This is a genomic window from uncultured Gimesia sp. (genome assembly GCF_963972345.1).
Lineage (GTDB): Bacteria > Planctomycetota > Planctomycetia > Planctomycetales > Planctomycetaceae > Gimesia.
On sequence record NZ_CAXAVM010000088.1, the window covers coordinates 1 to 18,840 of the forward strand.

Genomic DNA, 18,840 nt, shown 5'->3' on the forward strand with positions numbered 1-18,840 from the left:
GCGCCCGGGCTGGAGCCCTGCACACAGCATCCGGTCCCGCATTTGTATAACGTCCCCCTGTCGGCCTGTGTTTCGGTGAACCGTAAGAACCTGATGTTTGCCGGTCGGAATATTTCTGCGACGCATGTGGCGTTCTCATCCACGCGGGTCATGGCGACGTGTGCGGCGATCGGGCAGGGAGTCGGGACGGCGGCAGCGCTGGCGATTCAACAGCGGCAGGAGCCGACTGAACTGAGTACGAATCCGCAAATCATGTCACAGATTCAGCAGCAGTTGTTGAAGGATGATACGTATCTGGTGGGAATTCGAAATGAAGATACAACCGACGGTGCCCGTTCCGCACGAATCACAGCCAGCAGCGAGCAGGCTGGATTTGAAGCGACCAGAGTGATTTCGGGTCAGACGCGGAGTGTGCACGGTTCAGCCGGCGCACCGGAGGGGCGTGCGTTTCCCGGCGGACACCGCTGGATGTCCGATCCAGCAGCAGGTTTGCCTGCGACGCTGCTGCTGGAATGGGAAACGCCGATGAGCGTGAATGTGATCCAGCTGATTTTCGATTCGGGCCTGCATCGTCATCTGACGTTGAGCCATCATGATGGTTATACCGGGAAAATGCTGTGGGGCAGGCCTCAGCCGGAAACGGTGCGGGATTATCAGATTGAAGTGCACGATGGCTCTGGCTGGCAACAGGTGGTTAACGTCACGGGAAATTACCAGCGGCGGCGCGTGCATCGTCTGGAATCGGAGATGAGCGTGAAGAGGTTGCGAATTATTGTGACTGCTACGAACGGTGAAGATCAGGCGCGGGTGTGTGAAGTTCGGGTGTATTAATGGGCGATTGGAAAATGAAGGGTGATACCGGATGTAATCCGGTATTGCCGCAGGCAACAGGAGGTGGCAGAGTGAGTGCTGCGTGAGGAATGAGCGTGCCCCATTTTGTTTGAATTATTAGAGTAGGTTGCTGTGTTGTGAATTGTTAATTTGAGCTGCGACCTCCTGCTCGCTACGCTCGGCCCGAATTGCATTCGGGCCCACCCATGATGTTTACCAATGATGTTTGCCCATGTTGTTTACCCATAATGTTGATACTGTTTGGGAAGTGAGATGTTTTCGAAACGGTTTTTGAACAATCTGATGAGTGCTGGCCTGATGGTGGGGCTGTCGCTGTCTGCCTCTGTGGTGAGTGCTGCTGAGTTGGTAACTGAGGAACTCTTTCCGCGGATTGTTGCGGTTTCGTTTGAAAGTGCGAGTTTGAAAAAACGGAAGCGGGCGGTCGTCGTGTTGCCTGCAGAGTGGTCATCGATCAAACCTGCAGAGCGACGGACGCTGGTCATCCTGCATGGGCGCGGGCGGCATGAGCGATCGCTGATTGATGACAAGCTGGTCCGCCAGCAGTTGCTCGATTCGGGACTGTTTATCATTCTGCCGGACGGCGATGATGGCTGGTACATCAATTCGCCGCTGCGCAAGCAGGATGTGTATGAAACGTATCTGGAAGAGGTGCTGGCGATGGTCTCTCAACAGTATGAACTGCCGACATCACAAAAACAGTGGGCGATTGCCGGTTGGTCGATGGGGGGCTTTGGCTGCGTGCGTTTTGCTGAACGGCATCCCGGGCGGTTTGCCGCGGTGAGTTCAATCATCGGTCTGCTCGATTTTCCGCGCACGGGATTACCGGAAGGGCAGTCTTACAAAGTGCCCCTTGATCGTTTCGGTGCAGATGAAGCAGTGTGGAGAAAGTTTAATCCGCTCCATGACACGGAAAAGCTACGCGGGGCATCGGTACTGATCATCACGGCTGATAATGCCTTTGACCGCACGATGAATGAACATTTTCGCGACCGGCTGGTTGAGCTGAAACTGCCTCACGAGTATGTGGAACTCAAAGGCGGGCACACATTCCCGGTAGTGAGGGCAGCGATACCGCTGGTGCTGGCGCATACGAAGCGCGTGCTGGCTGCAGGGCAGTAATTGTTTCCACGACACCGACCGCGGGCAATAGGAGGTGGCAGTGTAGACGATGTGGAGAGTACGTGTGCCTCAAGCTCACTTATTATCGAAGAAGTTGTCTGCTCTATTGTAAAACGATAGCGTGAGCTGCGACCTCCTGCTCGCTGCGCTCGGCCCGAATTGTATTCGGGCTTACCCCCTGATCTATATTCTGTCCTATTATTTTGTCCTATTCTGTTTTCTGTGTTGTATCGTCGTTGTGTTCTTGTGGTCCGTCTCTGAATCTGGCTATGATAAATTTACATTATTAATCACCAAGCTTAATTTCCCTGCCAGTGAGTCCTGCCGTGAAAAATGTGATTCACGTACTGCTGTCTGTTGTTGTCTGGTCTCTGGTTTCTACTATCTGTGCTGAGGAATCGGAGACAGTGCAGAATCTGCTCCAGAATCCCCAGTTTGGATTGCGGAACTCGGCTGACCCGGAGCCCGGTCGATCGATCCTCTGCTGGAATACCGATCGCTGGGGAGACGTGATGAGAGGGAACAGAGACGAAAAACTGAAGCCCAAGCCGTTTAGCAATGTGGTAGAGATTCTGCCAGGCAAGCGGATCTGGCAGTTTGCGACGCTGCCTGAACTGGAGCTTAAGTCGGGCGATACTGTCAGTCTATCGGTCAACGGGTATCAGGAACAGAGCGGGGCACTCCAGACGCGTCTCTGCCTAATGCTTATTGAAAGTTCTGAGGGACAGTGGTCGCCGGCGGACTTCGGGATGCCCGACAAGCGCACGTTTGCAAAGCACGGACGGGGGGAACTCGTCCGATCGTCGCAGTTGGAGACTTCGTCACAGGAGACGGAAAAAGAATTTGAGTTGCAGCTGAACGGACTCAAGATCGATCCCCGGTTTAAAGAGCAGCTCGAATCGGATGCTTCATTTCGCAATGTGGTAGGCGTGCTGGTTGAATTTGTGAATAATTCTGACAAGCGGGTCTGGGTGAACTCCCCCGCACTGGTCAAAGGGGAAACTGCCGCGAAGACAGCACCGACCACGTCCCGCGCACTCCCCGATCTGTATCAGAAGATTCCCCGCACGATGCAGAAGCTGACTACGGGAAAGCCGATTTCGATCCTGACGCTGGGGTCGAGCATCGACAGGGGGAGTGCGAATCCGCGGCTCTATTTTTATAATGAAGATCCAGCGAGCCCGCATTATAAGGAACCGTTGATTGAAGCTCGACCGGGTAATCCGGAGGTGATGAAACGTCTGATCGCAGAACGCTTGGGGCGGCCCGATCTGCAGGATTATGTGGGCTGGTCACAGCACTATTTCATGTGTACGGGACGACTGCGGCGGGAACTGCTGCGGAAGTTTCATTATCCGGTCGACAGGATGTTGCTGAACGTGATGGCCTGCGATGGATCGTCGATCGGCGAATCGCATAGCGGTTTCAAAGCATACGCAGAACTGGATCTTCCGCCGAATCCGAATGACAATGGACATCCGGCCGGGAAGACATGGCTGGAGCTGTACCCATACGGGTCGTGGCATAAAAGGTTTCCCGGGTTTTATCCGAATGCGAAATATTCGGGGCCGGACCTTGTGATCTTCGGACATGGTCACAATGAGCATATTGATCGGCCGGATGAAATTGCCGCCTATGAAGGGGCGATCCGTTGGTTTCAGCGACACTATCCGGGTGTGGAGTTTGTCTCCTGCATGTGGATTCGGGATAAGGGGCATCCGAATTCGATGACCGAGCCGATGCAGAAGCTGTGTGAGTATTATGGTATTCCATTTGTGGACATGGGGCAGTTGATCTTCGATCTGAAAAAGACCAGCAATTATTTTGCGATGGCTCCCGATGGTGGGCATCCTGCCGCCGGCAGTCATTATCTCTGGTTTAAACAGCTGGAGCAGGTGTTTGAAATACCTTACTCTGGACCTTATCTGTCGGCGATAAACTCTGCAGATTATATACCGTCGGGAATTTCCCAAAAGCAACTCCCCGTGCGGATGAATGTGTTTGCGCGGAACTGGGAAGGGGAGATGGTCCGCTTTGAGAAGGACAGCCCGCGGATTGTAGACGGGCGAATGATGATCCTGGAAGACGCGGCGTTTAATCTCTGGGCGGATAATAAACAGGAGATGATGCGGTTGCTAATCGACGGTCAGCCGGTAGAGAATGCGGGGCATGGCCGCCACAGTTTCACAGTTCCGAATCTGCGGAATTCGACGTTCGTGCATGGACGGCTGGCGCGCGGTGATCGGCACATTATCGAGATTCCGAATTCGAGTGCGCGGCTGATTGCCGTGGACTGTAAGGTGGGATTGAACCGTCGGTTCTATGGTGTGGATGCGAAGGGCTGGCAGGGGGCCTCTACGGTGCAGGAATTCCAATCAAAGTGGGGAGCACCGTATGAAGAGCAGGCGTTCCAACTGCAGCCGGGAGAGACTCTGGAGATTGACGTCGAGGCGGATGAGCTGTCGATCGTCTGGCTGGATGATTCGGCCGGAGGAACGCTGGTGGCAGAGGTGGATGGCAAGCTGGCCTGGTCACAGCCGACGAATCAGCCGTTTACCGATTCGCAGGATCGGACCCATTTTATTGAAAACCGTCGTGGCGTGCTGGGGCTGCCGTTCGGGAAGCATCGGATTCGATTACAGGCAGCAGGAGAGTCGGTCCGTGTGATCGGGGTGTTTGGTTATGACGGGCGGTAAGAACCACTAAAGGCTCGAAATTTCTTTCTACCATGAAAAGTACGAAAAATTGTTGCCGCTGCTTCGTTGCTCTGTGGTGAAAATTCTTCTTGAGCTGCAGTTTCCTGCTCGCTGCGCTCGGCCCGAATTGTATTCGAGCCCACCCAGGGATATTTTTACAAGTGTTTGTTGTAAAATGTCTTATGTGAATTCTTTGGGCCTCTTCTCGTCGAAAAAATATCTTTTTATCAGAAACTGCGTTAGATTAGGTCTTGTTGATCTAATGAACTGATAGAGGACGAATTCAATCGATCGGAGTTTCCGCGGAGAAGGGCCTTTGTTTTGTCGGATTGTGATCTGGATGAAGAATATGTCGCGTTGATTGCCGGATGTCAGCCTGCGGTGCGGGGACTGTTGAGGGCGCTGATTCGTCGGGCTCCCGATGTCGATGATGTACTGCAGGAGACGAATACCGTGCTCTGGCGGAGGCGGCAGGAATATGATCGGGATCGACCGTTTCTTCCCTGGGCCTGTCGCATCGCGCAGTTGCAGACACTGGCATTTTTCAAACGGGTGCGCAATCACGGTCAGTCGACTGTAGACGAACAGACGCTGGAACAGATTGCTGCCGTCGCTACCAGCAGGGCGGTGGAGACACATGCTCACACTGCCGCGCTGATGCATTGCATGGAAAAGCTGCCTCTCGAACACCGACAACTGGTGGAGAGCCGCTACTGTGATGCGATGCCTGTGATCCAGATTGCTTCGCAGGCAGGCCGCTCGGCGGATGCGGTTTCCATGACTTTATATCGAATTCGAAAAACGCTCATGGAATGTATTCAAAAGCGGGTGGCCCGGGAGGCACAGTGATGAATTCATTAAACGAAGATATAAGCAAAGAACTCGCCGCGCTGACCTGTCGGGTCCTGGATCATAGCCTGACGAATGAAGAAGATGTGCGGCTGACCGAGATTCTGTCTGAATATCCTGAACTGATCGAAGATTATACAAATCAGATCCAGGTTGATGCGGTGCTGACAGCGGAACTCTATGCTGCGGTGCCGGAAGGAATCGACCTTGAAGCCCTGGAAATTACTGACTATCCGACTGTCGCCACGGAAGAATTGGCGACCGATCCGGGACGATTCGTCTCGTTGTGGCAGTCGGTCACGGTGGTGTCCGTCGTGCTGCTGGTGGGTTTCGCTTTGTGGCTGAATGCGGGCTGGTGGGATGTGAAACCGGTAAATCAGAGAGCTGCGATTCCGGAACCGGTACCGGTCGCATTGCAGTATGTCGGGATGCTGCTGGATACCGAAGATGCGGTCTGGGAAGATGAAGAACTGGGAGACGACATCGCTTATGGAACCCGGTTCGCGGCGGGAAAGAAACTGTGGTTGAAATCGGGGATTGGCCGCATTCGTTTCGAGAGCGGTGCCGGCATCGTGCTGGAAGGTCCGGCGCAAATCGAACTGTGTTCGCCGCTGAATGCGAAGCTGAACTATGGCAAGCTGGCTGCTTATGTTCCTGACGAAGCACAGGGATTCACCGTGGATACTCCCAAGATTCAGATCGTCGACCAGGGAACGCGGTTCGGCACGGTTGTTGATCCGCTGGGTAAAGCGGAGGTCCATGTGTTTGAAGGGGAGGTGGATGTCAAACCGCAGTCCGCCGCAAAGATGCTGAATCTGAAAGCGAGTCAGGCGGTACTGTTCTCCCGACAGAATGAACTGGGAGCTGCGATCCGACTGACGCCCGCCAAATTTGCTGATGTGCCGACGCTCGAACAGCTGACGGCAGCGAAATCAGGCTTCTATCCACCGGTGGAAGCGATCCCTTTTGATAGCGAAGAGCCTCGGAATGTGTATGCGTTGATTCAGATGCAGACCGCGTTGCCGAAAGGCATTCTGGCAGGCGAGGCATTTGAGTATCCGGCGACTTCGCTGTCAGGGCAGACGGGGGGCGTGGGCTTCAGCCATGAGGGCTGGTGGGCCGATGCGAATTTTACCCGACTGGTGGTACCCGAACAGATAATGGAGTGGGGCGAACTGGAAGCAGGGCCGATGGTGTTGCAGTCGCGCGGGCATCATCACGCTTATCCGGCGCTGGCACATCGGATAATTCGCAAACTGGAAACGCCGCTCGCCGATGATTTTTATTTCAGCATTCTTGTGAACTATGAGGGACTGGACGAGAACGACTTCTTTGCTCTGTGGTTTGACGATTCGCCGGGCGGCAAGGGGGCCAGTCATTCACGTGTGCCGAATTTCGGACTGAAAGAGAAACAGTTCTTTGCCCGTTTTGATGTGAATCAGGAAGGCTTTTTCTCAGGACCCGTTGATGGAGAGACCTTTCTGCTGGTGGGGCACGTTTCGAAAGAGGACTCAAGCAGTTTCAATCGGCTGGACTTCTGGGTGAATCCTGTGGACGATCGGAGCGGGCAGCCGGATGTGGTGGTGAAGCGAGCCACGGGGGCGAAGCTGCTGAACTCGATTCACTCTCTGGGGCTACGGATCGGACAGTACACGGAAGTGACCGACTCTCTCTGTATCGATCGGCTGGTGATTGGTGATTCTTATGAATCAGTGACGCAACCATCAGAGTAATGCCTGGTAGTATTTTTTAATTAGAATGCGTTTATGCAAATCGGAGGAACCGGGGCTAACGCCCTTCGGCTAATAAGTCATTTCAACTGGCAAAGTACCTGAAACAAGATCAGCCGCACGGCGTTAGCCGCGGTTAAAACCGACCAGGGTAAGGTTGCTGGTCAGAGAATCACATTTAAAACCATTAAATAAACGCTACCTGGCAGATATTCACGTTTTATAAAAATGAAAGCAGGATGATGTATCGGGCTCAGACATCGGTCAAAATATTCAGGCAGCTGATAATGGCACTATTGGTTAGCGGGCTGCTGTTCTGTCCCACACAGTCGTTTGCAGAAGAGGTCCCGCGCCTCGCACAGGGGCTGGTGAATCAACGTGTGGATACTGTCAAAAAAGACCAGAAGGGCTTTGGCTGGAACGGGGGCTGGATTCTTTCCCGGAGGCAACCGGCGCTGTTTGTCAAAGCGAAACAAAAGACATCAGAGGGGAATCAGCGGGCAGTTCAGCATGAAGCGTTGATTCAGGGATCATTAGATCGAAATAATCCGTTGCGGCGGGAACTGCAGGAGACGTATCAGAATCAGGAACTGTTTCTACGGTTTCGTTTCCGCTATGCCGCCGATCAGAAACCACAAGATGAAGGAGAGTTCTTCGTCTTCTGGCTGGATCGCTATGAAGGCTCTGATCAAGCCGTGCATGCAAACCATACTCCAAACATTGGTGTGCACATCGCCTCCAGTGGACCACAGAAGGGGAAGGTGGTTTTCATGGTGCGGATCGGTGCGCAGAAGACGGCCTGGAGTTCAGTGGAACTGCAGCGTGATCGGGATTACCTGATCGTGGGGCGATTGTCGAAGCCCGAGAAATCGTTGCGAGCTGGATTCACACGGTTTGATTTGTGGGTGGATCCCAAACCCGGTGATCGGGAAGCGCCGGTGGCAACGACGGTAAATCCGCAGAGTGTGAATGGTGTGCGGTGGGTTGGTTTTGCAACCGGAAACAAAACGGAACTGGAAGACCGGATTTATGTCAGCGACCTGGTATTGAGTCGTACGTGGAGCGATGTACTGGATGTCTCGCCAGAACAGATTCCGACCGCTGGTTCACAGCCGCAGACCGCGTGGCATAAACCGGTGCATTTTAAAGACGAGATTGTTCCGTTGCTCAAGCAAAACTGTTTCCACTGTCATGCCGGGACGAATCCGGATTCGGGATATCGTCTGGATGTGTACGATGAACTGCTGGGTTTCAGTACGGGCGAAAAACTGATTGTGCCGGGAGAAAGTAAGCAGAGTAAACTGATTGAACTGGTGAGTTCACAGATCGCAGAGGAGCGGATGCCGCCCGCTGATTCAGCGGCAGCGCTCACGAAAAAAGAGATCGCGCTGTTGCGTGCGTGGATCGACCAGGGAGCAAAGTGGGATTTTGCCGTGCTGCCGACGCCGCGTACGGAGTCGGATCACTGGGCATTTCAGACCATTAAACGACCGCAGATACCAGAAGTAACAGGGCCGAAGCCGCTGCGGACGCCCGTGGATGCGTTCATCACCCGTGCCTGGAAGCAGCAGGGGATCACACCGGCTGAGGAAGCAGACAAGGCGACGCTGATTCGGCGGCTGTCCCTGGATCTGACGGGTCTGCCGCCCACAGTGGCGGAGGTGGAAGCGTTTGAGAATGATCGTGATCCGCGCGTCTATGAAAAGCTGGTGGAGCGTCTGCTGGCGTCGAAACATTATGGCGAGCGCTGGGCGCGGTACTGGCTGGACCTGACCCGCTGGGCAGAAAGTCACGGCTATCAACATGATCTGCCTCGACCCTATGCGTGGCGGTATCGCGATTACGTGATCGAGAGTTTCAACGCCGACAAGCCTTATGATCAGTTCCTCAAAGAGCAACTGGCGGGCGATGAACTGACTCCTTATTCCGACGAGCATGTGATCGCAACCGGTTTTCTGGCATCGGCCCGGATCAGCGGCAATCAGATGGACAAAGCAGCGCAGCGGAATGACGTGCTGGTGGATATTGTCAATGTAACGAGCAGTGCACTGTTGGGACTCACCTTGGAGTGCGCACAATGTCATAATCATAAGTTCGATCCATTAACACAGCGGGACTACTATCGGCTGCAGGGATTTTTCGTGAATGGCCAGCTCGGGAACCTGTCTCTCCAGGGAGATGAACTTCCCAACCCGACGGATTTGAAGTCGTGGATGACAAAAGGGACGTTTGATTTTTATCAGCGGGAAGCGAAAAAGCTGATCAACCGGAAACGGTTTGCGCATACAAGGCAGCCCCACACGTGGGGCTACTTTTCTCCGTTGACGGGGCATGACAAAATTGAGCGGCTGCCGGTGGTGAACCGCGATCCGATTCCGTATTCCGCGGAACGGTTGAAGCAGATGAAGTCACAGATTCTGATTCGCGGCGATGTACATAAACCGGGTCTGGAAGTGGGCAAAGGCTGGCCCGCTGTTTTGGGCGCGACGACTGCTGATTCCGATCAACTCTCACGGACGGCGCTGGCAGAATGGATGAGCGACCGGAAGAATCCCCTGGTCTCGCGCGTGTGGGTGAATCGGTTGTGGCAGTATCACTTCGGACGGGGGCTGGTATCGACGCCCAGTGATTTCGGCGTGCAGGGAGAGCCGCCATCACATCCCGAGTTGCTGGACTGGCTGGCAATGGAACTGATGGAGCAGGGCTGGAGTACGAAACACATCCATCGACTGATTGTGCTGTCGTCAACCTATCGACAGGCTCGTACATTTGATGAAGCGAACTTTGTAAAAGACCCCGAGAACCAGTATCTGTGGAGCTGGCCGCGTCGACGGCTGGAAGCAGAAGCGATTCGCGATTCGATCCTGTGTTCCACGGGAGAATTGAAACGTGATCTGGGCGGACCGAGTGTACCTCAGGAGCGGGAAGAAGAGGATCTGCGACGCACGATCTATCTGTTTCAGCGGCGGAGCGAGATGCCGTCGGTGATGGCGATGTTCGATGCACCGGACAGCATTGCCAGCTGCTCGCGTCGGCAGGTCTCGACTGTGGCGCTGCAGCCTCTATACATGTTGAACAGTCAGTTCATGGACCGCCGGGCGCAGGTACTGGCGAAAAAGATAGTTGAAGAAACAGGCGACGATGCCAGTCTGCAGGTGCAAGCGGCGTTTCTGAGAGTCCTGGGTCGCAAGCCGAATCACGAGGAACAGGGGCGATCTGTATCGCTGCTGCAGAGTGGTTCAGGGACAGACACAGAGCGGCAGTTATCGATGTTGTGCCATGCGTTACTGAATCTGAATGAGTTTGTTTATATCCCTTAAATCAGAGGGCCTGAATGTTATTTGATGCAAATCATAAAAACGGTGTTGCCTTTTCGCAGCCCAGTCGGCGATTGATGCTGCAAGAGAGTGTGCTGGGCTTTGGTGCGGTGGGGCTGATGTCATTGCTGGCAGAAGAGGGGCTGCTGTGTGCCGACGATGACACGTCTGTTCACACGGGGCAAAGTCACTTTCCGGCGACAGCGAAGAATGTGATCTTCCTGTTCATGTCGGGAGGGCCGAGCCAGGTGGATACGTTCGATCCCAAACCTCTGCTGACGAAACTGGAAGGTCAGGCAGTTCCTGAAACCATTGCGGCGCGCGTTCCCAATATTCCGCGGGCCGGTCTGGGTTCAAAACTGATGGCGTCTCCGTTTACGTTTCAAAAATACGGAGAGAGCGGGATTCCCGTGTCGAATCTGTTTCCAGCGACGGCGGAGCTGGTGGATGAGCTGTGTCTGTTGCGCGCGGTGAATCATCGCGTGCCCGTGCATGGGCCGGGTGAGTGCATTGCGCTGACCGGTTCGGCAGTGGGAGACCGACCCAGCCTGGGAGCGTGGATGACGTATGGACTGGGCAGTGAAAGCCGTGACCTGCCCGCTTTTATTTCCATGTTGTCGAACAGCACCGGTCCGGCTCCACAGACTCCGGGCTGGGGTGCCGGCTTTCTGCCCTCGCGGTTTCAGGGGACGCTGGTGGATGGAAAACGGGGCATTCCCTATACCAAAATGCCAGCCGGTTATTCGCAGGAGAACCGACGCGAACAGCTGGACTTTATCCGCTGGATGAACCGGGAACATCTGAATCAACTGGGAGAAGATTCGGAACTGGAAGCGCGAATCGCTTCCTATGAACTGGGGTTTCGCCTGCAGACGTCCGCGCCGGAAGTCTTCGACCTGGAAAGCGAAACGGCGGAGACAGCGAAGTTATATGGTCTGGATGACAGGCCTACCGCAGAGTTCGGCAGGCATTGCCTGATTGCGCGGCGACTGGTTGAGCGGGGCGTGCGTGTCGTGCAGTTGCGAAACGGAGGCTGGGACGCGCACGGTTCTCTGAAAGGAAATCACTTGAAGCAGGCGCGGGCCACGGATGTTCCAATCGCGGGATTGCTCAAAGATCTGAAGCACCGCGGACTGCTGGACGAGACGCTGGTGATCTGGGGAGGCGAGTTTGGCCGGACGCCGACGACAGAAGGATCTGCCAAAGGAGATCGGCGCGGCCGCGATCATCTGCCCACCACATACTGCATGTGGATGGCGGGGGGCGGTGTGAAGGGAGGACAGATTATCGGGCAGACGGATGAGCTGGGTTATACGCCGGTGGAACGTCCGGTTTCTCCCGCAGATCTGCATGCGACGCTGTTGCACGCGTTGGGGCTGGATCAGCACAAGCTGTTTTACAGGCATAACAATCGGAAAGAGATTGCCACAGTGCTGGGCGGGGAAGTAGTGAGCGAGGTATTCGGTTAGTTTCCGAATATCTCGAAACATTTCTACGACGAAAAGCACGAAAATTTCTGCAGGGAATGAAAGTGGGTGGTAACGGATGTAATCCGATATTGCCGCAGGCAACAGGAGGTGGCACAGCAGACGATGCGGAGCGTGGGTGTACCTCAAGCTCTTTTATTCGAGAAAAAAAGGGTTGCTCTGTTGTGAATTGATTTCGTGAGCTGGGAACTAGAGAACGCATCACATTCGCATCACATTTCACCACAGCGTCGCTTAATTAGCCCCGGTTCCTTTTGCCCTGGAGACGCTACAGTAAAACGGGACACAGTCCGGGGCGAATTGGTCTCACCTCTCTGCCTGCCTTCTTGATTTCCAGTCAGTCGCCAGATTTGCGACCTCTTCGCAGGACGAACTGTATACGATACAGGTACCGTCCCCGTTATATCTGTGCCGGTTCCTTTTTTTAAAATTCACCCTGTTATCACGAAAAAAAAACGTCAAACAGCGGCCGGTTCCGGAATTAGACCTTAGGCCATTATTTCGCCCATTTATCCATGCCTCAGGAGATGGCGTTGTAAGTTATGATTACAGAAGAATTTATATTAAATGTCACAGAGTGCCAGGGACAACTTTACAGTTATATTTTGTCGTTGACTGGTAACAGTGATATTGCGCGCGATCTTCTGCAGGAAACCAATAAAAGTATTCTGGAAAAAGTCTCTGATTATACGCCGGGGACCTCGTTTTCTGCCTGGGCTTCAAAGATCGCTTTTTTCAAGGTCCTGTCTTTTCATCGTGACAGACAGCGGGAGCCGATGCTGTTCAGCGTAGAGCGGTTGCGAGAGATCTCTCAAAAAACGTTATCCAGAAATCAGGAATACGATCGACGTCTTGACTTCCTGTTTCAATGTATTGAGCAGTTGCCCGACGACAAGCAGAAGCTGTTGAGGCAGCGTTACGAGCAGGATCTCCCGCTGGAGGAACTCGCCAGTCTATGGGGAAGGACCTACAACGCCACGGCCGCTTTGTTGTATCGTGTCCGATTGACTTTGATGGACTGTGTCAATAAATCACTCAAACTGGAGAAACAGATATGAGTGATTCCGCGCAGGAGCAGCAGGCGCTTCAGGGAGATGAACTGGGGAAACTGATTTCACTCCATCTGGACAGTCGAATTACAGAGGAACAGTTTGCTCAATTACAGTACACGCTTGAAGTAGATGAATCGGCGCGAGATTTTTATATCGAGTTCCTGTCGACTCATGCCAGGCTGGAACAAAGCCTGAAAAATACCTTCTCGATCAAAAATCAGAATCACATTTCGGATCGAGAGCTGTTGAATGAACTTGTAGCAACAGGCAGGCAGCCTGCCAGAGGAACCTACTTCCTGTCTGGGGGACTGGCAGTTGCATTAGTAATAGCGATCTGTTTCCTGGTCCTGAAACAGGATGCTCCCGGTTATGCGACAGTGACCCATGTCGCCCAGGCAGAGACCCGTGACCAGATTCCCCTGGGGATTGGCAGTCAGTTAAAAACGGAAGTGCCTTACATCCTGGAGCAGGGAGAACTGGAACTCTTGTTTGTAACGGGGACGAAAGTTTTCATAACCGCTCCTGCCACCTTTGAAATTTCAGGGGAAAATGAAATACATATCTCCGCAGGAAAGCTGATTGCCAGAGTGTCTACTCCGGCAGGTAAGGGATTCATCGTCCAGACTCCTGGAGGGGCAGTGGTTGATCTGGGGACCCTGTTTGGTGTCGAGATCGAACCTTCGGGAGACGCCGGAGTGCAGGTGTTTCAAGGCGAAATCGAGCTGCATGATCTGCAGGGCGGGAAAGCAGTTCTTCCCGCGGGAAAAACCATGCGCTGCGTGGCAGGCAGTAAAAAGTGGGAGGCGGCTGAAAAACTTTCTCGTCAGTTTTATGCGGCATTGCAGGTAAAAAGACAAACGCTTCTGCCTGGCATGGTCATGATTGATGATTCCCGACAGAGCATCTTTGGAATCGATGATTACCGGGGAATTCGATATCTCCTGTATTCAAAAATTCCGCTGAAAGCGCGACTGGACGCGCGCGAGACTCGATTGCCGGAATGGGATGGAGTGGCGCAGCATCTATGGATGGTCCATTTTGACGAAACCGCTCAGCGGTGGTTGCTGCAGGGCAATGAGCGGGCCATACCGTTCGAGCCGGATTCTACCGATCTGTTACTGGCGCGTATTGAAGAAGCGGATGCGGATGGCAGTTCCAACAGGAAAAACATTACTTATTTTTCGCAAACCTTTGATGCCATTCATGGCATCGCGAGTGGATACCAGGCAAGCGATATCAAAGTCCTTCCGGACTGGTTTGAGAAGAATGCAAACAGTGGAGATTATGCGATTACGGGGTCTTATTTAATTCGTAAGCCGGAATAGTCTGAATTTCTATCAATGGAAATTCTGGCTGGCATTCATATTTATTAATGAATGGCTTTGCGATATTTATTTTTCTTCTGATATTGAAAGTGGTGATATTATGAATTTAGAACGTCCGATACAAAAGCGAAACGGTTTTACGCTGATTGAATTACTGGTAGTAATTGCCATTATTGCGATCCTGATTGCCTTATTGCTCCCGGCAGTGCAACAGGCAAGGGAAGCGGCGCGACGGAGTACGTGTAAGAATAATCTGAAACAGCTCGGGCTGGCGATGCATAATTACCACGAAACATTCCGCGTTTTCCCTCCCGGGGCAATTGCTCCTTCTACCAACTGCACCACGCTGATGCCCACGGTTGCCTCCCGTACAATTCTGAACCATACGGCTTACCAGATGATGTTGCCTTACATTGAGCAGACCGCGTTATACAACAAATATAATTTCTCTTTGCCCAGTGGAACTTCATATTACACCAGTGCTTCAGGTTGTTCGGCAACGCAGCCGACGACAGATCAGCTTTCTGTGGTGAGTTCACAGGTGCCTGTCTTTGTCTGTCCCTCAGATGCCGGTCCATCGAAGGGAACAGCCAACCATGCGTTTTCCCAGGCCATCGGTGCCTATCGAACCAGTTATGGATTAGTCTCACATCAGAATGACGGTTCCTGGAACAAAAACTGGGAAGCAGACACGAATATTGCGAAGGGAATCTGGGGACCCAATGGTGCAGCCCGTATTCGTGATGTGATTGATGGAACCAGCAATACCGCAGCGATGGTGGAAGCGCCGTTTCAGAAGAAAACCGCTGAAGCCTGGACCGGTCCGTACTGGAATGCTTACACCTACATCTACTGGATTGATATCTATGGCACCAATACCGGTATCAATAATATCGTTGCTGATACACCCATTTCCGGTGTAGGTCGAAATGGTGCTGGCAGCTCACACGTGGGCGGTGCGCATCTGCTCCTGGTGGATGGCGCGGTTCGATTCGTCAGTGAAAATGTGGATCAGAACTCTGTGCTGAATGCGCTGGCTTCTGCCAAGGGAGGCGAGATCTTAGGCGATTTCTAATCTGGTTTTTCCTGTTTCTATTCACGGCCAATCCCGGACTTTCTACGTGAGAGCCGGGGTTGCGACCGTTATTCAAAAATATGCTGACTGCGGTGCTGGTTGCATTCGCAGACTGATTTCTCAAAGGACCGTTACCGATGAACTGTTTTTTAACTTCCCGCTGGAAGTGTCTTTGCCTGGTCAGTCTGTTGTTTGCAGGTTGCTCATCGGCTCCCCAGGATATGCCCGACGTCGCGCCGGTAAGCGGAACTGTGACATTGGACGGCAATCCTCTGCCTTATGCAACGATTGTCTTTCAGCCGACTGATGGGCGACCCTCCAACGGACAGACTGATGCGGAAGGGAAGTACGATCTGCATTTCAATCAGGATACCATGGGTGCAGAACTGGGATCACATCAGGTGATTATCACGACGTATCGGGAATTCGATCACCCCAGTGATTCCAACGTGAAAGCTTCGCCGGAACTGTTGCCCGCGAAATATCATTCGAAAAGTGAATTGACGGCAACCGTTGAACCCGGGGGGAATGAAATCTCCTTCGATCTGAAATCAAAATAGATGAATGCCATCGGGAGTCTGTGTTACAGATCGAACTTGATGCCCTGTGCCAGGGGGAGTTCGGTGGAGTAGTTGATCGTATTCGTGGCGCGGCGCATGTAGGCTTTCCAGGCATCGGAGCCGGACTCGCGACCGCCGCCGGTCTCTTTCTCACCGCCGAACGCGCCGCCGATCTCTGCCCCACTGGGCCCGACGTTGACATTCGCGATGCCGCAGTCGGAGCCTGTGGGAGAGAGGAACAGTTCCGCCTGACGGATATCATTCGTCATAATGGCAGAAGAAAGCCCCTGCGGGACTGCGTTGTGCATCTGGATGGCGTCTTCCAGATTCTGATAACGCATGACATACAGGATGGGAGCGAAGGTTTCCTGCTGCACGATCTCCGTCTGACCGGGCATCTCGACAATCGCGGGATGCACGTAAGAGCCGCCCGCGGGGATGTCTGCCAGAATGGGGTTGCCGAAATGCACTGTGCCCCCCTGTTCCTCAGCAGTGCGGAGGGCCTGTTGCATCGAGTCCAGCGCCCGCTGATCAACGAGCGGGCCGACCAGGGTTCCTTCTTCCAGGGGATTGCCGATGGGCAATTTCCGGTAGGCTTTCTTCAATGAGGTGAGGAGTTTCTCAGCGATGCTTTCATGGACGATTAAACGACGCAGGCTTGTGCAGCGTTGACCGCAGGTACCGACGGCTGAGAACAGTGCAGAGCGAACTGTCATTTCGAGGTCGGCAGATTCGGTGACGATCATTGCGTTGTTACCGCCCAGTTCCAGCAGACTGCGCCCCAGGCGACGCGCGACCGTTTCTGCAACAGCGCGTCCCATGGGAATCGAACCGGTGGCAGAAATGAGGGGGAGATCCTGGTGTTCGGCGAGGGCCTGGCCGACCTCTGCGCCGCCAATCAACAGACTTGAAATGCCATCAGGTGTTTCGGGAAACTGGAGGGCAACCTGATTGACGATCTGCTGACAGGCGATTGCGCAGAGGGGTGTTTTTTCAGACGGTTTCCAGACGACGGTATCGCCGCAGATAAACGCGAGCATGGCGTTCCAGGACCAGACCGCGACGGGAAAATTGAACGCACTGATGACGCCGATAGGGCCAAGGGGCTGCCACTGTTCCATCAGGCGGTGCCCTGGTCGTTCGCTGGCGATAGTTTTGCCATAGAGTTGACGAGAAAGACCGACGGCGAAATCGCAGATGTCGATCATCTCCTGCACTTCCCCCAAGGCTTCCTGGGTGATCTTGCCGGCTTCCCAGCTGACGATGGCGGCGAGATCGGCTTTGTGTCTCCGAAATGCTTCCCCGAGCAGACGCACAAATTCACCCCGCCGGGGCGCGGGGACCTGGCGCCATTGTAGAAAGGCGTTTTTGCTGGTTTTAACGGCCAGGTTGACATCGCCGCGGGTGGCCTGTGGCAGGCTGACCAGTGTCGAACCGTCGATGGGAGAGACTGCTGTCAACGGCTCTCCACTGCCGGCCTGCAAGGTATTGCCGAGCGCGACTGCTGCCGGCTGATCCGAAACGCCGATACGTTTTAGAACTTCCTGAATGGGATGCGTCATGATGTCCTTACCTGTCTGAATTCAATGCTTCGAGTCCAAATGTTTCTGATTCATAGAACTGGCCAAACCGGTTGGTGATGAACTGCTCGAAGGGGATTTCTTCCTGTCGAATCAGTCCCTGGCCTGTAAGGCTGTTTTGCTGAACCAGATCGACGACGGCGCAAATGCCGGCTCCCGTGGTGAGCTGAATGGCGCTCCAGATCTCGCCGTTGATTTCTTTCGCGTACAGTTTTCGCAAATCGCTTTTTTCGACGAACTGTCCATTCCGGGTGCCCCGTACGGTACAGAACACGACCACGACATCCTGGAAGGTGACCGGAATCGCATGTTCCATCACATCCTTGAGCAGGGCGCGGCGTTCTGAGAGTCTCAGGTCCTGCAGCAGAAACTTCATCAACATGTGATGGCCGGGATAACGGATCGTTTTATAATTGAGTTCGCGAACCTGACCATGCATCGTCTCACACAGTGTGCCCAGCCCGCCTGACGTGTTGAAGGCTTCGTAGACATTGCCATCAAGCGTAAACTGTTCCAGTCCCTCCAGGGGAAGATGGTTTTTGATGTGATGCGAATGGATGACTTCGCAGGGGTTACAGTATTCGTTGATCAGGCCATCTGTCGACCAGGTCAGGTTGTACGCCAGCGAGTTCGTGGGATGCTGGGGCAAGGCACCCACGCGCATCCGCACGGTGTCGATTTCGTCGAACCATTCCATGACATGTTTCGTGACAATGGTGACAAAGCCAGGTGCCAGCCCGGACTGGGGCAGGAAGACCTGACCAGGGGCAGCATCTGCGGCAATTTCCTTGACGGCGGCGGTGGTCTGGCGGTCTTCGGTCAGATCAAAGTAGTTGATACCCGCCTCCAGCGCAGCGCGGGCGACCCCAGGGTTTTCACGAAAACTGAGCGCAGAAATGACAGCGGTGCAACCCTGCATCAGTTGCAGGAGTTCAGCATGCGAATCGGCGTTCAGCGTACGCGTTTCCACCTCGGGCAGACGTTTCTGGATGCGTTCCAATGCGGCAGGGAACTGGTCTGCAATCCGCAATTGATAGTCACCGCTGGCATCCAGGAGGCAGGCAATCATGCGACCGATTTTTCCTGCGCCGATTAATAAGATGGTCTGCGTCATGTCGGGTCCTCCTGTCAGTGACTCAAAAGTGAAAAATCGTCGAGAGACCTCACTGTGATTATATACGTTCAAAAGAACTTTTCT

13 protein-coding genes are annotated in these 18,840 nt (G+C 53.8%); 11 read left to right on the top strand and 2 right to left on the bottom strand.

Annotated elements, in window-relative coordinates; translation table 11 throughout:
* The 11 genes from AACZ40_RS15680 to AACZ40_RS15730 all read left to right on the top strand — a co-directional run.
* A partial coding sequence (locus tag AACZ40_RS15680) for an FAD-dependent oxidoreductase (protein WP_339674953.1) occupies window positions 1–831 on the top strand: 831 nt, incomplete at its 5' end.
* Window positions 832–1,104: 273 nt separating this feature from the next.
* Entirely contained in the window at window positions 1,105–1,971 is an 867-nt protein-coding gene (locus AACZ40_RS15685; RefSeq protein WP_291171018.1) for an alpha/beta hydrolase-fold protein, read from the top strand.
* Between the two features lie 326 nt (window positions 1,972–2,297).
* Window positions 2,298–4,667 carry an SGNH/GDSL hydrolase family protein gene (locus tag AACZ40_RS15690; RefSeq protein WP_291171020.1) on the top strand — a complete coding sequence of 790 codons (2,370 nt, stop codon included), beginning with the start codon at window positions 2,298–2,300 and terminating at the stop codon, window positions 4,665–4,667.
* A 321-nt stretch (window positions 4,668–4,988) separates the two neighbouring features.
* The gene (locus AACZ40_RS15695; protein WP_291171022.1) at window positions 4,989–5,516 is read left to right on the top strand and encodes a sigma-70 family RNA polymerase sigma factor; all 528 of its coding nucleotides are present in this window, start codon (window positions 4,989–4,991) and stop codon (window positions 5,514–5,516) included.
* Window positions 5,516–7,249, top strand: coding sequence for a FecR domain-containing protein (locus tag AACZ40_RS15700; RefSeq protein WP_291171024.1), 1,734 nt, complete (start codon window positions 5,516–5,518; stop codon window positions 7,247–7,249). The genes AACZ40_RS15695 and AACZ40_RS15700 overlap by 1 nt, the downstream gene beginning before the upstream one ends.
* A gap of 284 nt (window positions 7,250–7,533) precedes the next feature.
* Entirely contained in the window at window positions 7,534–10,566 is a 3,033-nt protein-coding gene (locus AACZ40_RS15705) for a PSD1 and planctomycete cytochrome C domain-containing protein (RefSeq protein ID WP_291171026.1), read from the top strand.
* A 14-nt stretch (window positions 10,567–10,580) separates the two neighbouring features.
* Window positions 10,581–12,032 carry a DUF1501 domain-containing protein gene (locus tag AACZ40_RS15710; protein WP_291171030.1) on the top strand — a complete coding sequence of 484 codons (1,452 nt, stop codon included), beginning with the start codon at window positions 10,581–10,583 and terminating at the stop codon, window positions 12,030–12,032.
* Window positions 12,033–12,592: 560 nt separating this feature from the next.
* On the top strand, window positions 12,593–13,108 hold the full coding sequence (locus AACZ40_RS15715) for a sigma-70 family RNA polymerase sigma factor (protein ID WP_291171031.1): 516 nt from the start codon (window positions 12,593–12,595) through the stop codon (window positions 13,106–13,108).
* Window positions 13,105–14,427, top strand: coding sequence for a FecR domain-containing protein (locus tag AACZ40_RS15720; RefSeq protein ID WP_291171033.1), 1,323 nt, complete (start codon window positions 13,105–13,107; stop codon window positions 14,425–14,427). The genes AACZ40_RS15715 and AACZ40_RS15720 overlap by 4 nt, the downstream gene beginning before the upstream one ends.
* A gap of 100 nt (window positions 14,428–14,527) precedes the next feature.
* Entirely contained in the window at window positions 14,528–15,502 is a 975-nt protein-coding gene (locus tag AACZ40_RS15725) for a DUF1559 domain-containing protein (protein ID WP_291171035.1), read from the top strand.
* Between the two features lie 137 nt (window positions 15,503–15,639).
* Entirely contained in the window at window positions 15,640–16,062 is a 423-nt protein-coding gene (locus tag AACZ40_RS15730; protein ID WP_291171038.1) for a carboxypeptidase-like regulatory domain-containing protein, read from the top strand.
* A 23-nt stretch (window positions 16,063–16,085) separates the two neighbouring features.
* Here AACZ40_RS15730 and AACZ40_RS15735 read toward each other — a convergent pair whose 3' ends face one another.
* Both AACZ40_RS15735 and AACZ40_RS15740 read right to left on the bottom strand, forming a co-directional pair.
* Window positions 16,086–17,624: an aldehyde dehydrogenase family protein gene (locus AACZ40_RS15735; RefSeq protein ID WP_291171040.1), complete on the bottom strand. Its 1,539-nt coding sequence runs from the start codon at window positions 17,622–17,624 to the stop codon at window positions 16,086–16,088.
* A gap of 7 nt (window positions 17,625–17,631) precedes the next feature.
* On the bottom strand, window positions 17,632–18,756 hold the full coding sequence (locus tag AACZ40_RS15740) for a saccharopine dehydrogenase C-terminal domain-containing protein (protein WP_291171046.1): 1,125 nt from the start codon (window positions 18,754–18,756) through the stop codon (window positions 17,632–17,634).
* Window positions 18,757–18,840 lie beyond the last annotated feature (84 nt).

Excerpts from the sequence above, each read along its gene's own strand:
- AACZ40_RS15685 (WP_291171018.1), top strand. The coding sequence starts at position 1,105 with ATGTTTTCGAAACGGTTTTTGAACAATCTGATGAGTGCTGGCCTGATG.
- AACZ40_RS15700 (WP_291171024.1), top strand. The coding sequence starts at position 5,516 with ATGAATTCATTAAACGAAGATATAAGCAAAGAACTCGCCGCGCTGACC.
- AACZ40_RS15705 (WP_291171026.1), top strand. The coding sequence starts at position 7,534 with ATGGCACTATTGGTTAGCGGGCTGCTGTTCTGTCCCACACAGTCGTTT.
- AACZ40_RS15710 (WP_291171030.1), top strand. The coding sequence starts at position 10,581 with ATGTTATTTGATGCAAATCATAAAAACGGTGTTGCCTTTTCGCAGCCC.
- AACZ40_RS15715 (WP_291171031.1), top strand. The coding sequence starts at position 12,593 with ATGATTACAGAAGAATTTATATTAAATGTCACAGAGTGCCAGGGACAA.
- AACZ40_RS15720 (WP_291171033.1), top strand. The coding sequence starts at position 13,105 with ATGAGTGATTCCGCGCAGGAGCAGCAGGCGCTTCAGGGAGATGAACTG.
- AACZ40_RS15725 (WP_291171035.1), top strand. The coding sequence starts at position 14,528 with ATGAATTTAGAACGTCCGATACAAAAGCGAAACGGTTTTACGCTGATT.
- AACZ40_RS15730 (WP_291171038.1), top strand. The coding sequence starts at position 15,640 with ATGAACTGTTTTTTAACTTCCCGCTGGAAGTGTCTTTGCCTGGTCAGT.
- AACZ40_RS15735 (WP_291171040.1), bottom strand. The coding sequence starts at position 17,624 with ATGACGCATCCCATTCAGGAAGTTCTAAAACGTATCGGCGTTTCGGAT.
- AACZ40_RS15740 (WP_291171046.1), bottom strand. The coding sequence starts at position 18,756 with ATGACGCAGACCATCTTATTAATCGGCGCAGGAAAAATCGGTCGCATG.